This window comes from Streptomyces sp. NPDC003284 (genome assembly GCF_053589675.1).
Genome location: NZ_JBSFSI010000002.1, coordinates 688,949 through 704,839, shown reverse-complemented (window position 1 = coordinate 704,839; position 15,891 = coordinate 688,949). Strand labels below are relative to the sequence as shown.

Sequence of the window (15,891 nt, the reverse complement as noted above, 5' to 3'; positions counted from 1 at the left end):
GAGCGGAGCCCTCGGGGGTATTGCCGCACAGGGAGCACACGGAGCCCGCGCCCCCGGCGCTCGGCCGCACACCCGAGCGCCGGGGCGTACGGCTCCGCCGGGCTCCGGCGACCGCGGGCTCCGGCGACTCCGGGCACTGGCGCGCTTCCGGCGACCGCCACCGCGGCGACCGGCGGCGGGCAGGGTCTCCGGCGCCTGCCGCCTGGCCGAACGGGCGCGCGGGGCCCGCGCCCGTGCTGGCTGCGGCTGGACGCTCGGGCTCACTGGACGGCGTCCTTCCTGCGAGCGGGCGGCGCCGTCGAGCCGTCGGAGCCGGGGCTACGGGGGGGCCGCGCCACACGTGTTCGGTAGCCGGACCCCGGACGACTGGGAGGGCCCGGGTCCGGGGCCCGCCGGACGGTCCTGCCTGTCGCCCTGACGGCTACCGGCAGGTCGACTGGGCCTCCCTGCGCAGGGGCTGGTACGCCCGTGCCCGGCGGCCGGGCCTGCCCATCGGCCCGCTGATCACCAGCCCGTCGGCGAGACGCGCAACGGTCGGCCGGTCCTCCCCGTGCCGGGGCTGATGCACCGGTGCCTGACGGCCGGGGCTGCCCCTCGGCCCGCCGTCCACCGGCTGGTCGGCCGGACACGCACCGGTCGGCCGGGCGGCCTGTGCAGTACGGGCTCGGGCTCGACGCCATAAAGTCCGGCTGCCGTTCCCGGACGGCCGGGAGAGGCCAGGACCGGCGCCCGGCGGACGGAGCTGCCTGTCACCGTGACGGCTACCGGCTGGTCGGCGGGACCCGCCTCGGGCGCCGAGGCGGCCCGCGCAGCACGGGCTCGGGCTCGGGCTCGGCGCCATGAGGTCCGGCTGCCGCTCCCGGGCGGCTGGGACAGCTCAGGGCCGGGGCCCGTCGACCAGGGGTGCCGGACGCGGCGTAGGCGTCCCGGGCGCGGCCCCCGGTCGCCGGGGGGGTGCGGAGCCGCCCCGTATGCGTCGGACCCACGGCCGTACCGGCGCGGCGCGCGGCGGACCGGTGGCGGCCCGGCCGCACAGCCGAGGGCCGGGGCCCCGGGCTCCGCGGCGGGGCCGCGACCGCGCCGCAGGGCCCGGCCCCCGCCCGCAGGCATCCCGCATCCGCCCCCCCACCGCCCCCGCCCCGCAAGCGCCCGCGCAGCGCGCCCCGCGGCGCTCGCGGTGTCCCCCTCCCCCGCTCCCCCGTGCTCCCCCGTGTCTCAGGCTCCGAAGTCCTTCCTGTGGTCCTCGGCCCAGGTCGCGAAGGGGCGGGCGGGGGTGCCGGTGATGTCCTCGACCGTGGTGGTGGTCTCGGGGGTGGCGCCGACGGTGTCGCGGAAGGTGGCGAGCAGGCTCTGGAGCATGTGCGGCGGCACGTGCGGGAAGAGTTCGGGGCCGGCCTGCTCGGGGGGCACCTCGGTGTAGGTGAGCGTGCGGCCGAGGGCGCGGCCGATCGCGGCGACCTGGCCGGCGTTGCTGATGGCCGCCGGCCCGCTGAGGCGGTGGGCGGCGCCCTCGTGGCCGCCGTCGAGCAGGACGCGTTCGGCGACGGCGGCGATGTCGTCCTCGTGGATGGGCGCGGTCATGCCGTCCGCGAAGACGCCGCGCACCTCGTCCCCGGCGCGGATCTGCCCGGCCCACTGGAAGGCGTTGGTGGCGAAGGCGCCCGGCCGCAGGAACGTCCACTCCAGGCCGCTCGCCCGGATCTCCCGTTCCGCGGTGGCGTGCATGACGTGGATGGGGTGGGTCTCGTCGGCGCCCTCCGTGATGATGGCGGAGGAGAGCAGGACGACGTGCCGGACGCCCGCCTCGCGGGCCGCCGCCAGGAAGGCGGCCGTCCGGTCGCCCGCCGCCTGGACGTACAGGAAGAGCTTGTCCGCCCCGGCGAACAGGGCGGCCGGGTCGTCCGGCCGGAACCGCACCACCTCGGCGCCCTCGGGCAGTCCGGCCCGCTGCGGGTCGCGGGTCAGGGCCCGGACGGGCCGGCCGGCGGCGGCCAGGCGCTCGACGAGGGCACGGCCGACGTTGCCGGTGGCGCCGGTGACTACGATCACGGTTTCCTCCGTGGTGGGGCGTGGCGCGGGCGGGCTCCGGACGGTGCGACGGTGTCCGGGCCGGCCCGCGGGCTGATCGTCCTTCCGGGGTCCGAGCCTAGGAAGGACGACCGGCCCGCGCATCGTCGTCAGGGACCAGACGGGGACCAGTCGGGGACCAGACGGGGACCAGACGGGGACCAGCCGGGTCGTACGTCCCTGGCACTACGCCCCTGGCACTACACCCCCGAGCGCGCCGCCGTCTCCTCCGGCTCGCCGGGCTCCGCCCGCTCCCCCGTCCGCCCGGCCTCGCGGACGCGCAGCGCCCGTGCCAGGTCGTCGAGCTGGTCGTCGAGCTTGCGGCGCAGGGCCGGGATCGGGTCGTCCTCGCGCAGGCAGGCCCGGCCGAGGCGCAGGTGCTCGGCGTCGACGGCGTGGGCGGGGAAGGCGTAGCGTCCGGCGGCCGCGGCGATGGCGGGACCGCGGCGGGCGGAGAGGGCGACGGCGTCCGCGTAGTAGCGGGCCACGTACGGGGCGACGAGGTCGGCCTGTTCGGGCTGCCAGAAGCCCTGGGCGGTGGCGGTGAACAGGTAGTTGGAGAGGTCGTCGGAGGCGAACATCGCCTCCCAGGCGGCCCGCTTGGCGTCCGGGTCGGGCAGCGCGGCGCGGCAGCGGGCGGCGCCCTCCTGGCCGCTGGCGGACGGGTCACGCTCCAGTTCGGCGGCGATGGCGGACTCGTCGGTGGCGCCGAGGACGGCGAGCCGGGCGAGGACCCGCCAGCGCAGCTCGGGGTCGAGTTCGGGGCCGCCGGGGACGGTGCCGTCGGCGAGCCAGGCGGCGATGGTGTCGGGGTGGGCGGCCACGTCGATGAAGTGGCGTACGGCGATGAGGCGCAGGCCGGGGTGGTCGCCGTCCTCGGTGCGGCGGATCAGGTCGCGGCACACGGAGGCGAGCGTGGCGAGGGCCGCGGGCCGCTGCCCGGGGGCGAGACAGCGGTCGGCGATGTGGACGCGGGCGAAGGAGAGCACGGCCTCGACGAGGGCGAGGTCGCTCTCGCGCGGCAGATGGGCGCGCGCGGTCTCCAGGTAGACGTCGGGGGCCAGTTCGCCGTCGCGTACGGCGTCGCGCAGGGCGTTCCAGACGACGGTGCGGCTCAGCGGGTCGGGCAGGCCGGACAGGCTCTCGCGGACGGTGCGGAAGGACTCGGCGTCGAAGCGGATCTTGGCGTAGGTGAGGTCGCCGTCGTTGAGCAGGAGCAGCGCGGGGCGCGGGCCGCCGGCGCTGATACCGGCGCCGCCGGTGGCGGGCACGTCGGCCTCCACGCGGGTGCGCAGGGTCAGCCGGCCGGCGTCGTGGAGGTCGTGGTCGTAGACGCCGACGGTGATGCGGTGCGGCCGGGTGCCGCCCCCGGGTGTGAGGCTCCCGACGTGCTTGAGGCCGTCCCGGTCCTTGGCGGGATCCGGCGCGGACCAGGTGCCGGAGCTGCCCCGGTGCGCGATGTCGAGGTGCCAGTTGCCGTGGTCGGCGCGCACGGTGGGGACGAGGGTGTCGACGCCGGTGGTGCGCAGCCATGCCTGGGCCCAGGCGTGGACGTCGCGGTCGGTGGCGGAGGCCAGCGAGTCGATGAAGTCGGCGAGGGTGGCGTTGCCGAACCGGTGGCGGCGGAAGTGGGTGTTGATCCCGGCGAGGAAGTCCTTCTCGCCGAGCCAGGCGACGAGCTGGCGCAGTGCGGAGGCGCCCTTGGCGTAGGAGATGCCGTCGAAGTTGAGCAGGGCGGAGGCGGTGTCGTCGACGGCCTCGGGGGCGACGGGGTGGGTGGTGGGACGCTGGTCGGCGTCGTAGCCCCAGGACTTGCGGGAGAGGCCGAACTCGGTCCAGGTGCCGGTGAAGCGGGTGGCCTCGGCGGTGGTCTGGTAGCCCATGTACTCGGCGAAGGACTCGTTGAGCCAGATGTCGTCCCACCACCTGAGGGTGACGAGGTCGCCGAACCACATGTGGGCCATCTCGTGGGCGATGACCATGGCGCGGGTCTGCCGCTCGGTGTCGGTGACGGCGGAGCGGTAGACGAACTCGTCGCGGAAGGTGACGAGGCCGGGGTTCTCCATGGCGCCCGCGTTGAACTCGGGGACGAAGGCCTGGTCGTAGGAGTCGAAGGGGTAGGGCTCCTCGAACTTCTCGTGGTAGCGGTCGAAGCAGGCGCGGGTGACGTCGAGGATCTCGTCGGCGTCGGCGTCCAGGTGGGGGGCGAGGGAGCGGCGGCAGTGGATGCCGAAGGGCAGACCGCGGTGTTCGGTGCGCACCGAGTGCCAGGGCCCGGCGGCGACGGCGACGAGGTAGGTGGACAGCGGCGGGGTGGTGGCGGCCTTCCAGGCGCCGCCGCCGGTGTGTTCGGCGATGCCGTTGGTGAGGACGGTCCAGCCCTCGGGGGCCTTGACGGTGAGGTCGAAGACGGCCTTGAGGTCGGGCTGGTCGAAGGCGGCGAAGACGCGCTGCACGTCCTCCATGAACAGCTGGGTGTAGACGTAGGTCTCGCCGTCGGAGGGGTCGGTGAAGCGGTGCATGCCCTCGCCGGTGCGGGAGTAGCGCATGGCGGCGTCGATGCGCAGTTCGTGCTCGCCGGGGGCGAGGTCCGTCAGCGGCAGGCGGTTCCCGTCGAGGCGGGCCGGGTCGAGGGGCTGTCCGTCGAGGGTGGCGGAGCGCAGTTCGGCGGGCTTGAGCTCGACGAAGGTGTCCGTGCCGTCCTGGCCGGTGCGTACGGAGAACCGGATCAGGGTGCGGGAGTCGAAGGTGTCCTCCCCGACGGTCAGGTCGAGGTCGACGTGGTAGTGGTGGACGTCGAGGAGCTGGGCACGGGTCTGCGCTTCGTCGCGCGTGAGTACGGACATGCACGCCATGCTGCCCGATGGCGGGGGCGGGGCACGAGGGGGTTCGGGGGACGGGTCCGGCCGGGGTGCCGGGCGCAGGGGGTGACCTCGCGCGCGCCGGGCGGGTGCCGCCGCGCGCCGGGGCGGCCGGGAGGGGGCGCGGACGGCCGGCGGCGGACCGTCCCGGGGCCTTCCGGAGCCGGTACGGGCCCCACGGAGCCCTCCTCCGAGCGCCTTTCCGAGCCCTTGCCTGAGCCATTTCCGGGTCAGCCCGGTCCGGCCCAGGTCAGGTCGCCGGTGTCGCCCGGTCGCCCGCGGAGTCCTCCGCGATGCGCTCGTGGTGGCGGATCACCTCGGCGATGATGAAGTTGAGGAACTTCTCCGCGAAGGCCGGATCGAGTTTGGCGTCCTCGGCGAGGGCGCGCAGCCGGGCGATCTGGCGGGACTCGCGGCCCGGATCGGCGGGCGGCAGCTGGTGGGCGGCCTTGAGGTGGCCCACCTGCTGGGTCGCCTTGAACCGCTCGGCGAGCATGTGGACGACGGCCGCGTCGATGTTGTCGATGCTGTCGCGCAGCCGGGCGAGTTCCTGGCGGACCGCGGGGTCGACGTCACCGTTACCGGTGCTGCTGGTGCTCATGGGGGTCAACCCTAGTCAACCCCACGGGGTGGGCGCCGCCTTGATCAGGTGGAGCCGGAGGACCGGTTCTACAGTGGGAGACAGCTAGAAGAGGTGTCCGGTCGGCTCTGGGGGTGCGGGCATGGCGAACGGCGGGCCGGTCGAGCACGGCTTCCCGCATCTGGAGACGGTGCGGGCCTCGATCACGGCGCTGTACCGGCGGATGTCGTACGAGACCGTCCGGACGTTCGCGACGAGCGTGGCCCCGGCGGACGTGGCGTTCGCCGACACCGACGACCTGCATCTGGGTGCCCAGCGGGTGGCCCATGAGCTGGTGCGGCACTACGGGCTGCCGGACGCCCGGCTGATCGTGAGCTTCCGGGAGATGACGCACGCGGCGAACGTGGAGCTGACGGCGGGCCCGGAGTACTTCGTGGAGCTGAACGACCGGTTCCGTACGCACCGCCGGGACATCGGCGCGGCCCTGGCGCACGAGGTGATGCACGTCTGTCTGCACCGCCTGGACCTGTCCTTCCCGCGCACCCGGGACAACGAGATCCTCACGGACACGGCGGCGACGTACCTGGGCGCGGGCTGGCTGCTGCTGGACGCCTTCCGGGAGGACGGCGCCTCCTCGCAGAAGCTCGGCTATCTGACGCCGGAGGAGTTCGGCTACGTCCTGGCCGAGCGGGCGCTGCTGTTCGGTGAGGATCCCTCGACGTGGTTCACCAGCGCGCAGGGCTACGAGGCGTATGTGAAGGGGCGGGCGCGGGCGGCGAGTGACGCGCGGCGGCCGCCGCTGACGGCCGCGGGCTGGACGGGGCGGCGCCGGTACGCGCGCGACCGGCGGCACGCCCAGGACCACGGCCCGCTGCCGGACGGGGACACCGGTGTGCCGTACGCGTTCTCGGCGGGCGGGTCGGAGCCGCTGCGGGTGTCGTTCCCGTGCCCGACCTGCCACCAGCGGATCCGGGTGCCGGTGCGGGGCCGGGTCAGGGCGCGGTGCGGGCTGTGCCGGACGGTGCTGGAGTGCGACACGTGAGGCGCGGGGCTGCGGATGCGCACGTGACGTCCTTCACAGGGGGCGATGCGGCGTCCGGTCTCCTGTGACCGTGCGATCTCTTATCGTCACTGCCATGACGATCAACGAGGTTTTCCGGATCGGCGGCGATGTGGAGGTGCGCCGGATCGGTTTCGGCGCCATGCGGCTCGCGGACACGGAGCACGAGCGCTCCCGTGCGGCCGCGCCGGTGTGGCGGGGGCCCGCGGACCGGGCCACGGCGCTGGAGGTGCTGCGCACGGCGGCCGAGTCGGGGGTGGACCTGTTCGACACGGCGGACGCCTACGCGCTGGGCGCCAACGAGGAGTTACTGGCGCAGGCGCTGCACCCGTACCGCGACGGCGTGGCCCTGGCCACCAAGACGGGGGTGCTGCGGCCGAGCGCGGCGGAGTGGATCCCGCACGGGCATCCGGCGTATCTGCGCCAGCAGGCCGAGCTGAGTCTGCGACGGCTGCGCACCGACCGCATCGATCTGCTCCAGTTGCACCGCATCGACCCGGGGTATCCGCTGGCGGACCAGATCGGCGCGCTGCGGCAGCTCCAGGAGGAGGGCAAGGTGCGGCACATCGGGCTGTCGGAGGTGACGGTCGCGCAGCTGACGGCCGCCTCCGCCGTCGCCCCGATCGCGAGTGTGCAGAACCTGTACAACCTGGCGGAGCGCGGCCATGACGCGATGGTGGACCACACCGCGCGCCTGGGCATCGCGTTCCTGCCGTACTTCCCCGTGGCCCGGGGCGCGCACGCCGCGGACGGCGGTGTGCTGGCCGCGGTCGCGGACGAACTGGGCGCGACCCGGGCGCAGGTCGCCCTGGCCTGGCTGCTGCACCGCTCGCCCCATGTGATCCCCATTCCGGGGACGTCCTCGGCGGCGCACGCGGCGGAGAACGCGGGCGCCCTGCGGCTGTCCCTGACCGAGGAGCAGGTCCGCCGGATCGGCGCGGGCGTGCCCGGTGACGTGCCCGTGTGACATGCCCGCGTGGCGTGCCCGAGTGACATGCGCGAGTGACGTGCCCGTGCGGCGGCGCCGGTCGAGGCGGCCGGTCTCAGTCCCGTACGATCCCCGCGGCGCGGGCCGCCGCGAGCCACTGCGGGAACTCGCCGACGAGCCGGTCGTACAGCTCCTCGTCGGACATCCTGCGCGGGTCGCGGCCGGCCGGGAAGAAGCCCGCGTTGTCGACGGCGCGCCGCGCGGGCACGGCGAGTTCGTCGAGCCGGCGCAGGAAGTCGAACTGCCGGCTGCGGGCGTTGCCGAAGCCGATGAACTGCCAGAAGAGCGGGAGCTTCGCGGCCTTGCACAGATGGCGTTCGGCGGCGGCCTTGCTGGAGGGGCCGCCGTCCGTCTGGAAGACCACCAGGGCGGGGTCGGTGGCGCCGCAGTCGAGGTAGTGGTCGATGACGGCGTCCATGGCGACGTCGTAGTGGGTGCGGCCCATGTGGCCGAGACCGGCCGCGACGCGCTGGACGCTGCCCTCGTGGTCGGCGAGGGCGATCTCGGTGACGGCGTCGACGCCGGTGGAGAAGAACACCACCGGGACGCGGCCGTCGTCGTCGAGATGGGCGGCCAGGCCCAGCACGCGGTCGGCGAGGGCCTGGACGCTGCCGTCGCGGTAGTACGGGCTCATGGAGCCGGAGTGGTCCAGGACGAGGTAGACGGCGGCCCGCTGACCGGTGAGGCCGTGCTTGGTGAGGGAGACCCCCGCGCTCTTGTAGAGGCTGACCAGCGCGGGCGCCGTCTCCTCCACCTTGCTCAGACTGATCGCGGCCATGTGTCCCGCGCCTCCCCCCGTGTCCCGTGTGTCCCGCTCATCAGGACGCCGGGCGGGGCCGCGCGGTTTCGGACATGTGACGGCGCCTGCCCTGTTGTCCGGTCGGGGACGGGCGGGCAGGCGCCGGCGGTGTTCCGTACGCCGTTGTACGGGACGTCTGTGTCGGCCGCGCGTCAGACCATGAGCGAGCGGTCCGTCGGGCGGATCGGGGCCGGCAGGTCGCTGGCGCCCGTCAGGTGGCGGTCGGCGCCGCGGGCGGCCGAGCGGCCCTCCGCGATCGCCCATACGATGAGCGACTGGCCGCGGCCCGCGTCACCGGCCACGAACACGCCGGGCACGTTGGTCTGGAAGTCGGCGTCGCGGGCGATGTTACCCCGTTCGTCGAGCTCCAGGCCGAACTGCTCGACCAGGCCGTTGTCCCGGTCGGTGCCGGTGAAGCCCATGGCGAGGGTGACCAGCTGGGCCGGGATCTTGCGTTCGGTGCCCGGCTTCTGGGTGAGCTTGCCGTCGGTGAACTCGACCTCGGCCAGGTGCAGCCACTGTACGTTGCCGTCCTCGTCGCCCTCGAAGTGGGTCGTGGAGGCGGAGTAGATCCGCTCGCCGCCCTCCTCGTGGGCCGAGGTGACCTTGTAGAGGATCGGGAAGGTGGGCCAGGGCTGGCCGACCGGGTGCCGCTCCTCGTTGGGGCGGGGCATGATCTCCAGCTGGGTGACGGAGGCCGCGCCCTGGCGGTGGGCGGTGCCCACGCAGTCCGCGCCGGTGTCGCCGCCGCCGATGACGACGACGTGCTTGCCGGCGGCCGAGATCGGCGGGCTGACGTAGTCGCCCTCCTGGACCTTGTTGGCCAGCGGCAGGTACTCCATCGCCTGGTGGACGCCCCTGAGCTCGCGGCCCGGGACGGACAGGTCGCGGGCGGTGGTGGCACCGGCGGCGATGACGACGGCGTCGTAGCGCTTCTTCAGGGCGGTGGCCGAGATGTCGCGGCCGACCTCGACGCCGGTACGGAAGCGGGTGCCCTCCGCGCGCATCTGCTCGATACGGCGGTTGATGTGCCGCTTCTCCATCTTGAACTCGGGGATGCCGTACCGCAGCAGGCCGCCGATGCGGTCGGCGCGCTCGTAGACGGCGACGGTGTGGCCGGCCCGGGTGAGCTGCTGGGCGGCGGCCAGTCCGGCCGGGCCCGAGCCGATGACGGCGACGGTCTTGCCGGACAGGCGCTCGGGGATCTGCGGGGCGACGTCCCCGGTCTCCCACGCCTTGTCGATGATGGAGACCTCGACGTTCTTGATGGTGACCGGCTGCTGGTTGATGCCGAGCACGCACGCCGACTCGCAGGGGGCCGGGCAGAGGCGGCCGGTGAACTCCGGGAAGTTGTTGGTCGCGTGCAGCCGCTCCTGGGCGGCGGCCCAGTCCCCGCGGTAGGCGTAGTCGTTCCACTCGGGGATGAGGTTCCCGAGCGGGCAGCCGTTGTGGCAGAACGGGATGCCGCAGTCCATGCACCGGCTGGCCTGCTTGCTGATGATCGGCAGCAGGGAGCCGGGGACGTAGACCTCGCTCCAGTCCTTGACGCGCTCCTCGACCGGGCGGGAGGTGGCGACCTCGCGGCCGTGGTTCAGAAAGCCCTTCGGATCAGCCATTGATCGCCGCCTCCATCATCTTCTCGGTGATCTCGGTCTCGGACAGACCGTCTCGCTCGGCGGCGTCCTTGGCGGCGAGCACTGCCTTGTACGTACGGGGGATGATCTTGCTGAAGCGGGCGGCGGCGGCTGGCCAGTCGGCGAGCAGCTTCGCGGCGACCGTGGAGCCGGTCTCCTCGGCGTGCCGGCGCACCACGTCGTGCAGCCACCGCAGGTCGGTCTCGTCCGGTGCCTCGACGGCGTCCAGGTTGCCGGCGTTGACGTGGTCGCGGTCCAGGTCGATCACGTAGGCGACGCCGCCGGACATGCCGGCCGCGAAGTTGCGTCCGGTCTCGCCGAGGACCACCGCGTGGCCGCCGGTCATGTACTCGCAGCCGTGGTCGCCCACGCCCTCGGAGACGACCAGCGCGCCGGAGTTGCGGACGCAGAAGCGCTCGCCGGTGCGGCCGCGCAGGAACATCTCGCCGCCGGTGGCGCCGTAGGCGAGGGTGTTGCCCGCGATGACGCTGTACTCGGCGAGGTGGTCGGCGGCGCGGTCGGGGCGGACGACGATCCGGCCACCGGACAGGCCCTTGCCGACGTAGTCGTTGGCGTCGCCCTCCAGGCGCAGGGTGATGCCGCGCGGCAGGAAGGCGCCGAAGGACTGGCCCGCGGAGCCGGTGAAGGTGATGTCGACGGTGTCGTCGGGCAGTCCGGCGCCGCCGAACTTCTTGGTCACCTCGTGGCCGAGCATGGTGCCGACGGTGCGGTTGATGTTGCGGATGGCGACCTGGGCGCGCACCGGCTGGGCGTCGGCCGCGGAACCGGCGGCCAGGGCGTCGGCGGCGAGCCGGATCAGCTCGTTGTCGAGGGCCTTCTCCAGGCCGTGGTCCTGGGCGGTCACCCGGTGGCGGGCGGCGCCCTCGGGCAGCTCGGGCACATGGAACAGCGGTGCCAGGTCCAGGCCCTGCGCCTTCCAGTGGTCGACGGCACGGGTGACGTCGAGGATCTCGGCGTGGCCGACGGCCTCCTCGATGGAGCGGAAGCCCAGCTCGGCGAGGATCTCGCGGACCTCCTCGGCGATGAACTTGAAGAAGTTCACCACGTACTCGGCCTTGCCGGCGAAGCGGTCGCGCAGCACCGGGTTCTGGGTGGCGATGCCGACGGGGCAGGTGTCCAGGTGGCAGACGCGCATCATGACGCAGCCGGAGACGACGAGCGGCGCGGTGGCGAAACCGAACTCCTCGGCGCCCAGCAGCGCGGCGATGACGACGTCGCGGCCGGTCTTGAGCTGGCCGTCGGTCTGGACGACGATCCGGTCGCGCAGGCCGTTGAGCAGCAGGGTCTGCTGGGTCTCGGCCAGGCCCAGTTCCCAGGGGCCGCCCGCGTGCTTGAGCGAGGTCAGCGGGGAGGCGCCGGTGCCGCCGTCGTGGCCGGAGATCAGCACGACGTCCGCGTGGGCCTTGGACACACCGGCCGCGACCGTGCCGACGCCGACCTCGGAGACCAGCTTCACATGGATGCGGGCGGCCGGGTTGGCGTTCTTGAGGTCGTGGATCAGCTGGGCCAGGTCCTCGATGGAGTAGATGTCGTGGTGCGGCGGCGGGGAGATCAGGCCGACGCCGGGCGTGGAGTGCCGGGTCTTCGCCACCCACGGGTACACCTTGTGGCCGGGCAGCTGGCCGCCCTCGCCGGGCTTGGCGCCCTGGGCCATCTTGATCTGGATGTCGTCGGAGTTGACCAGGTACTCGCTGGTCACGCCGAAGCGGCCGGAGGCGACCTGCTTGATGGACGAGCGGCGCGCCGGGTCGTACAGGCGTTCGGCGTCCTCGCCGCCCTCACCGGTGTTGGACTTGCCGCCCAGCTGGTTCATGGCGATGGCGAGGGTCTCGTGCGCCTCCTGGGAGATGGAGCCGTACGACATGGCGCCGGTGGAGAAGCGCTTGACGATCTCGGAGACCGGCTCGACCTCCTCCACGGGGATCGGTGTCCGGCCGGAGGCGCCGTTCTCAGATGTCTTCAGGGCGAACAGGCCGCGCAGGGTCATCAGCCGCTCGGACTGCTCGTTCACGCGGTCGGTGTACTTCTTGAAGATGTCGTAGCGGCCCGAGCGCGTGGAGTGCTGGAGGCGGAAGACGGTCTCCGGGTCGAACAGGTGCGGTTCGCCCTCGCGGCGCCACTGGTACTCGCCGCCGATGTCCAGCGCGCGGTGCGCGGGCGCGATACCGGAGGCCGGGTAGGCCTTGGCGTGGCGGGCGGCGACCTCCCGGGCGATGACGTCGATGCCGACGCCGCCGATCTTGGTGGTGGTGCCGTTGAAGTACTTCTCGACGAAGCCCGCGTCCAGGCCGACGGCCTCGAAGACCTGGGCGCCGCGGTAGGAGGCGACGGTGGAGATGCCCATCTTGGACATGACCTTGAGGACGCCCTTGCCGAGGGCGTAGATCAGGTTGCGGATGGCCTGCTCGGACTCCATGCCGGGCAGGAAGGTGCTGGCCCGGACCAGGTCCTCGACGGACTCCATCGCCAGGTACGGGTTGACGGCGGCGGCGCCGTAGCCGATGAGCAGGGCGACGTGGTGGACCTCGCGGACGTCGCCGGCCTCGACCAGCAGGCCCACGTGGGTGCGCTGCTTGGTGCGGATGAGGTGGTGGTGGACGGCCGCGGTGAGCAGCAGCGACGGGATCGGCGCGTGCTCGGCGTCGGAGTGCCGGTCGGACAGGACGATCAGGCGAGCGCCGTTGTCGATGGCGGCGTCGGCCTCGGCGCAGATCTCGTCGATGCGCGCGGCCAGCGCCTGGCCGCCGCCGGAGACCCGGTACAGACCGGAGAGGGTCGCGGCCTTGAAGCCGGGCATGTCGCCGTCGGCGTTGATGTGGATGAGCTTGGCCAGCTCGTCGTTGTCGATCACCGGGAAGGGCAGGACGACGCTGCGACAGGAGGCCGCGGTGGGCTCCAGCAGGTTGCCCTGCGGGCCGAGCGAGCTGCGCAGCGAGGTGACCAGTTCCTCGCGGATGGCGTCCAGCGGCGGGTTGGTGACCTGCGCGAACAGCTGGGTGAAGTAGTCGAAGAGCAGCCGCGGGCGCTCGGAGAGCGCGGCGATGGGGCTGTCGGTACCCATGGAGCCGATCGGCTCGGCGGCGGCCTTGGCCATCGGCGCGAGGATGACGCGCAGCTCTTCCTCGGTGTAGCCGAAGGTCTGCTGGCGGCGGGTGACCGAGGCGTGGGTGTGCACGATGTGCTCGCGCTCGGGCAGGTCGCCCAGCTCGATCTCGCCGGCTTCCAGCCACTCGGCGTACGGGTTCTCCGCGGCGAGGGACGCCTTGATCTCGTCGTCCTCGATGATGCGGTGCTCGGCGGTGTCCACGAGGAACATGCGGCCGGGCTGGAGGCGGCCCTTGCGCACGACGCGGGCCGGGTCGATGTCGAGGACGCCGACCTCGGAGCCGAGGACGACGAGGCCGTCGTCGGTGACCCAGTAGCGGCCGGGGCGCAGGCCGTTGCGGTCGAGCACGGCGCCGACCTGGGTGCCGTCGGTGAAGGTGACGCAGGCCGGGCCGTCCCAGGGCTCCATCATCGTGGAGTGGTACTCGTAGAAGGCGCGGCGGGCCGGGTCCATGGAGGCGTGGTTCTCCCACGCCTCGGGAATCATCATCAGCACCGCGTGCGGCAGGGAGCGGCCGCCCAGGTGCAGCAGTTCCAGCACCTCGTCGAAGGACGCGGAGTCGGAGGCGTCGGGCGTGCAGACCGGGAAGATCCGGTCGATCGCCTTGTCCTGGCCGCCGAACAGCTCGGAGTGCAGCCGGGACTCGCGGGCGCGCATCCAGTTGCGGTTGCCCTTGACGGTGTTGATCTCGCCGTTGTGGGCGACGAACCGGTAGGGGTGGGCGAGCGGCCAGCTCGGGAAGGTGTTGGTGGAGAAGCGGGAGTGGACGAGGGCGACGGCCGAGGCGAAGCGGCGGTCGGACAGGTCCGGGAAGAACGGCTCCAGCTGGCCGGTGGTGAGCATCCCCTTGTAGACGAGGGTGCGGGAGGACAGCGAGGGGAAGTAGACGCCCGCCTCGCGCTCGGCGCGCTTGCGCAGCACGAACGCCCTGCGGTCCAGCGCGATGCCCTCGCTGGTGCCGTCGCCGACGAAGAGCTGGCGGAAGACGGGCATGGTGGAGCGGGCGGTGGCGCCGAGGAGCGCGGGGGCGACGGGGACCTCGCGCCAGCCGAGGACGGTCAGGCCCTCGTCGGCGGCGATCGTCTCGATCTGTGAGACGGCCTCGGCGGTGCCGTCCTCGGGCAGGAAGGCGATGCCCACGGCGTAGGCGCCGGCGGCGGGCAGTTCGAATCCGGCCACTTCGCGCAGGAACGCGTCGGGCACCTGGGAGAGGATGCCGGCGCCGTCGCCCGAGTCGGGCTCGGAACCGGTGGCGCCGCGGTGCTCCAGGTTGCGCAGCACGGTGAGCGCCTGCTCGACCAGCGCATGGCTCGCCTCGCCGGTGAGGGTGGCCACGAAGCCGACGCCGCAGGCGTCGTGCTCGTTGCGGGGGTCGTACATACCCTGCGCAGCAGGGCGAGCATCCATGAACGACCAGTTTCGGCCGTTCGTGGAGTGCTGGGACGGCTGGCGCGGCGTACGCATCGGCTCTCCCGTCGTCGTCATCTGGCATGTGCTGGTGCCGAGGGACGACGTTGGCCCTCTGCTGAAGTGCGAAATTTGGTGCAGGTTACATGATGGAGCGGGTCCCGGAAAGTGGATACTTCGTTCCAGCATGCGGACACCGTGGGGTCGGCGGCGGGGTCTCCGCGCCCGGCGGTGGAGGTCTCGGCTGGGGGGTCTGCGGGGGTCTGCGGGGGCGGGATCGGTCGGATCCCCGTCCGTCGGCCGGACCCGGGAGGCGGGACGGGCGGCGTCGCACCCGCCCCAGGGGGTGTGCTCCGGGCCTCTTTGCCCACAGCGCTTACGGCTCATGCCCGGTGGTCACACACTCGAAACCAGCGGGAAACGGTTACTTATGCAGTGAAGGGCATAAGTTCCGGTGCCGTCATCCTACGGCCGTTCCGAACGCGGTGCCCAGGGCGTACGTCACACCGGCGGCGGCACCACCCAGGGCAAGCTGCCGCAGACCGCTGTACCACCAGCTCCGCGCGGTCACCTTGGCCACCACCGCGCCGCACGCGAAGAGCCCGGCCAGGGCGAGCAGCACGGCGGGCCACAGCGCGTCGGCACCGAGCAGATAGGGCAGCAGCGGCAGCAGCGCGCCCAGGGCGAAGGAGCCGAACGAGGAGACCGCGGCGACCAGCGGCGAGGGCAGGTCGCCCGGGTCGATGCCCAGCTCCTCGCGGGCGTGGATCTCCAGGGCCTGCTCCGGGTCCTGGGAGAGCTGGCGGGCCACCTCGCGCGCCAGCTCGGGCTGGACGCCGCGCGCCATGTAGAGGGCGGCCAGCTCGTCCTCCTCGTCCTGCGGGTGCTTGCGCAGCTCGCGCCGCTCGACGTCCAGCTCGGCCTCGACCAGCTCCCGCTGGGAGGCGACGGAGGTGTACTCGCCGGCCGCCATGGAGAAGGCACCGGCGGCCAGACCGGCGAACCCGGTGAGGACGATGGTGTGGTGGCTCACCGCGCCGCCCGCGACACCGGTCATCAGGGCCAGGTTGGAGACCAGGCCGTCCATCGCCCCGAAGACCGCCGGGCGCAGCCAGCCGCCGTTCACATCGCGGTGCGTGTGGTTGTCCCGGTGCGCCTCGTGCAGGGTCGCTTCGGTGTCGAGGATGGCCATGAGAGTCCCCCAGAATGCTTAGGCAAGGCTTGCTTTTGGACTGGTTCTACTTTTCGACAACACCGAATCTACGCCCCGTCATTCCGCGCCGCCAGCAAGGAAAGGCTGGGCTAACCTGCGGCTTTACCTGACTTTGCTCATTCGTGCGAGGTCCTGCCCAGATGTCGTACGGGTGA

General features: G+C 73.0%; 9 protein-coding genes. 2 read left to right on the top strand and 7 right to left on the bottom strand.

Annotated features, from left to right (window positions below; genetic code table 11):
* Positions 1-1,215 precede the first annotated feature (1,215 nt).
* The 3 genes from ACWDYF_RS06625 to ACWDYF_RS06615 form a co-directional block, all read right to left on the bottom strand.
* Positions 1,216-2,049, bottom strand: a complete 834-nt coding sequence (locus ACWDYF_RS06625; protein ID WP_389466715.1) for an NAD(P)H-binding protein — start codon at positions 2,047-2,049, stop codon at positions 1,216-1,218.
* A 218-nt stretch (positions 2,050-2,267) separates the two neighbouring features.
* The gene (gene pepN / locus ACWDYF_RS06620) at positions 2,268-4,922 is read right to left on the bottom strand and encodes an aminopeptidase N (protein ID WP_389466718.1); all 2,655 of its coding nucleotides are present in this window, start codon (positions 4,920-4,922) and stop codon (positions 2,268-2,270) included.
* 256 nt (positions 4,923-5,178) lie between these two features.
* Entirely contained in the window at positions 5,179-5,529 is a 351-nt protein-coding gene (locus ACWDYF_RS06615) for a chorismate mutase (protein WP_018567544.1), read from the bottom strand.
* Between the two features lie 121 nt (positions 5,530-5,650).
* Between ACWDYF_RS06615 and ACWDYF_RS06610 the strand changes: the two genes are divergently transcribed.
* Together ACWDYF_RS06610 and ACWDYF_RS06605 are read left to right on the top strand one after the other, a co-directional pair.
* Positions 5,651-6,550 (top strand): hypothetical protein, encoded by a 900-nt coding sequence (locus ACWDYF_RS06610; protein ID WP_381743792.1) that lies wholly within the window; start codon positions 5,651-5,653, stop codon positions 6,548-6,550.
* Between the two features lie 94 nt (positions 6,551-6,644).
* Positions 6,645-7,535, top strand: coding sequence for an aldo/keto reductase (locus tag ACWDYF_RS06605; RefSeq protein WP_389466722.1), 891 nt, complete (start codon positions 6,645-6,647; stop codon positions 7,533-7,535).
* A 76-nt stretch (positions 7,536-7,611) separates the two neighbouring features.
* Here ACWDYF_RS06605 and ACWDYF_RS06600 read toward each other — a convergent pair whose 3' ends face one another.
* The 4 genes from ACWDYF_RS06600 to ACWDYF_RS06585 form a co-directional block, all read right to left on the bottom strand.
* The gene (locus ACWDYF_RS06600) at positions 7,612-8,334 is read right to left on the bottom strand and encodes a vWA domain-containing protein (RefSeq protein ID WP_037893637.1); all 723 of its coding nucleotides are present in this window, start codon (positions 8,332-8,334) and stop codon (positions 7,612-7,614) included.
* Positions 8,335-8,507: 173 nt separating this feature from the next.
* Entirely contained in the window at positions 8,508-9,971 is a 1,464-nt protein-coding gene (locus tag ACWDYF_RS06595; RefSeq protein ID WP_389466726.1) for a glutamate synthase subunit beta, read from the bottom strand.
* The gene (gltB, locus tag ACWDYF_RS06590) at positions 9,964-14,496 is read right to left on the bottom strand and encodes a glutamate synthase large subunit (protein WP_389466989.1); all 4,533 of its coding nucleotides are present in this window, start codon (positions 14,494-14,496) and stop codon (positions 9,964-9,966) included. The genes ACWDYF_RS06595 and gltB overlap by 8 nt, the downstream gene beginning before the upstream one ends.
* 487 nt (positions 14,497-14,983) lie before the next feature.
* Positions 14,984-15,715: a VIT1/CCC1 transporter family protein gene (locus ACWDYF_RS06585; protein WP_389466728.1), complete on the bottom strand. Its 732-nt coding sequence runs from the start codon at positions 15,713-15,715 to the stop codon at positions 14,984-14,986.
* Positions 15,716-15,891 lie beyond the last annotated feature (176 nt).

Coding starts and splice junctions, on each gene's coding strand:
- pepN (WP_389466718.1), bottom strand. CDS start 4,922: ATGGCGTGCATGTCCGTACTCACGCGCGACGAAGCGCAGACCCGTGCC.
- ACWDYF_RS06615 (WP_018567544.1), bottom strand. CDS start 5,529: ATGAGCACCAGCAGCACCGGTAACGGTGACGTCGACCCCGCGGTCCGC.
- ACWDYF_RS06610 (WP_381743792.1), top strand. CDS start 5,651: ATGGCGAACGGCGGGCCGGTCGAGCACGGCTTCCCGCATCTGGAGACG.
- ACWDYF_RS06605 (WP_389466722.1), top strand. CDS start 6,645: ATGACGATCAACGAGGTTTTCCGGATCGGCGGCGATGTGGAGGTGCGC.
- ACWDYF_RS06600 (WP_037893637.1), bottom strand. CDS start 8,334: ATGGCCGCGATCAGTCTGAGCAAGGTGGAGGAGACGGCGCCCGCGCTG.
- ACWDYF_RS06595 (WP_389466726.1), bottom strand. CDS start 9,971: ATGGCTGATCCGAAGGGCTTTCTGAACCACGGCCGCGAGGTCGCCACC.
- gltB (WP_389466989.1), bottom strand. CDS start 14,496: ATGTACGACCCCCGCAACGAGCACGACGCCTGCGGCGTCGGCTTCGTG.
- ACWDYF_RS06585 (WP_389466728.1), bottom strand. CDS start 15,715: ATGGCCATCCTCGACACCGAAGCGACCCTGCACGAGGCGCACCGGGAC.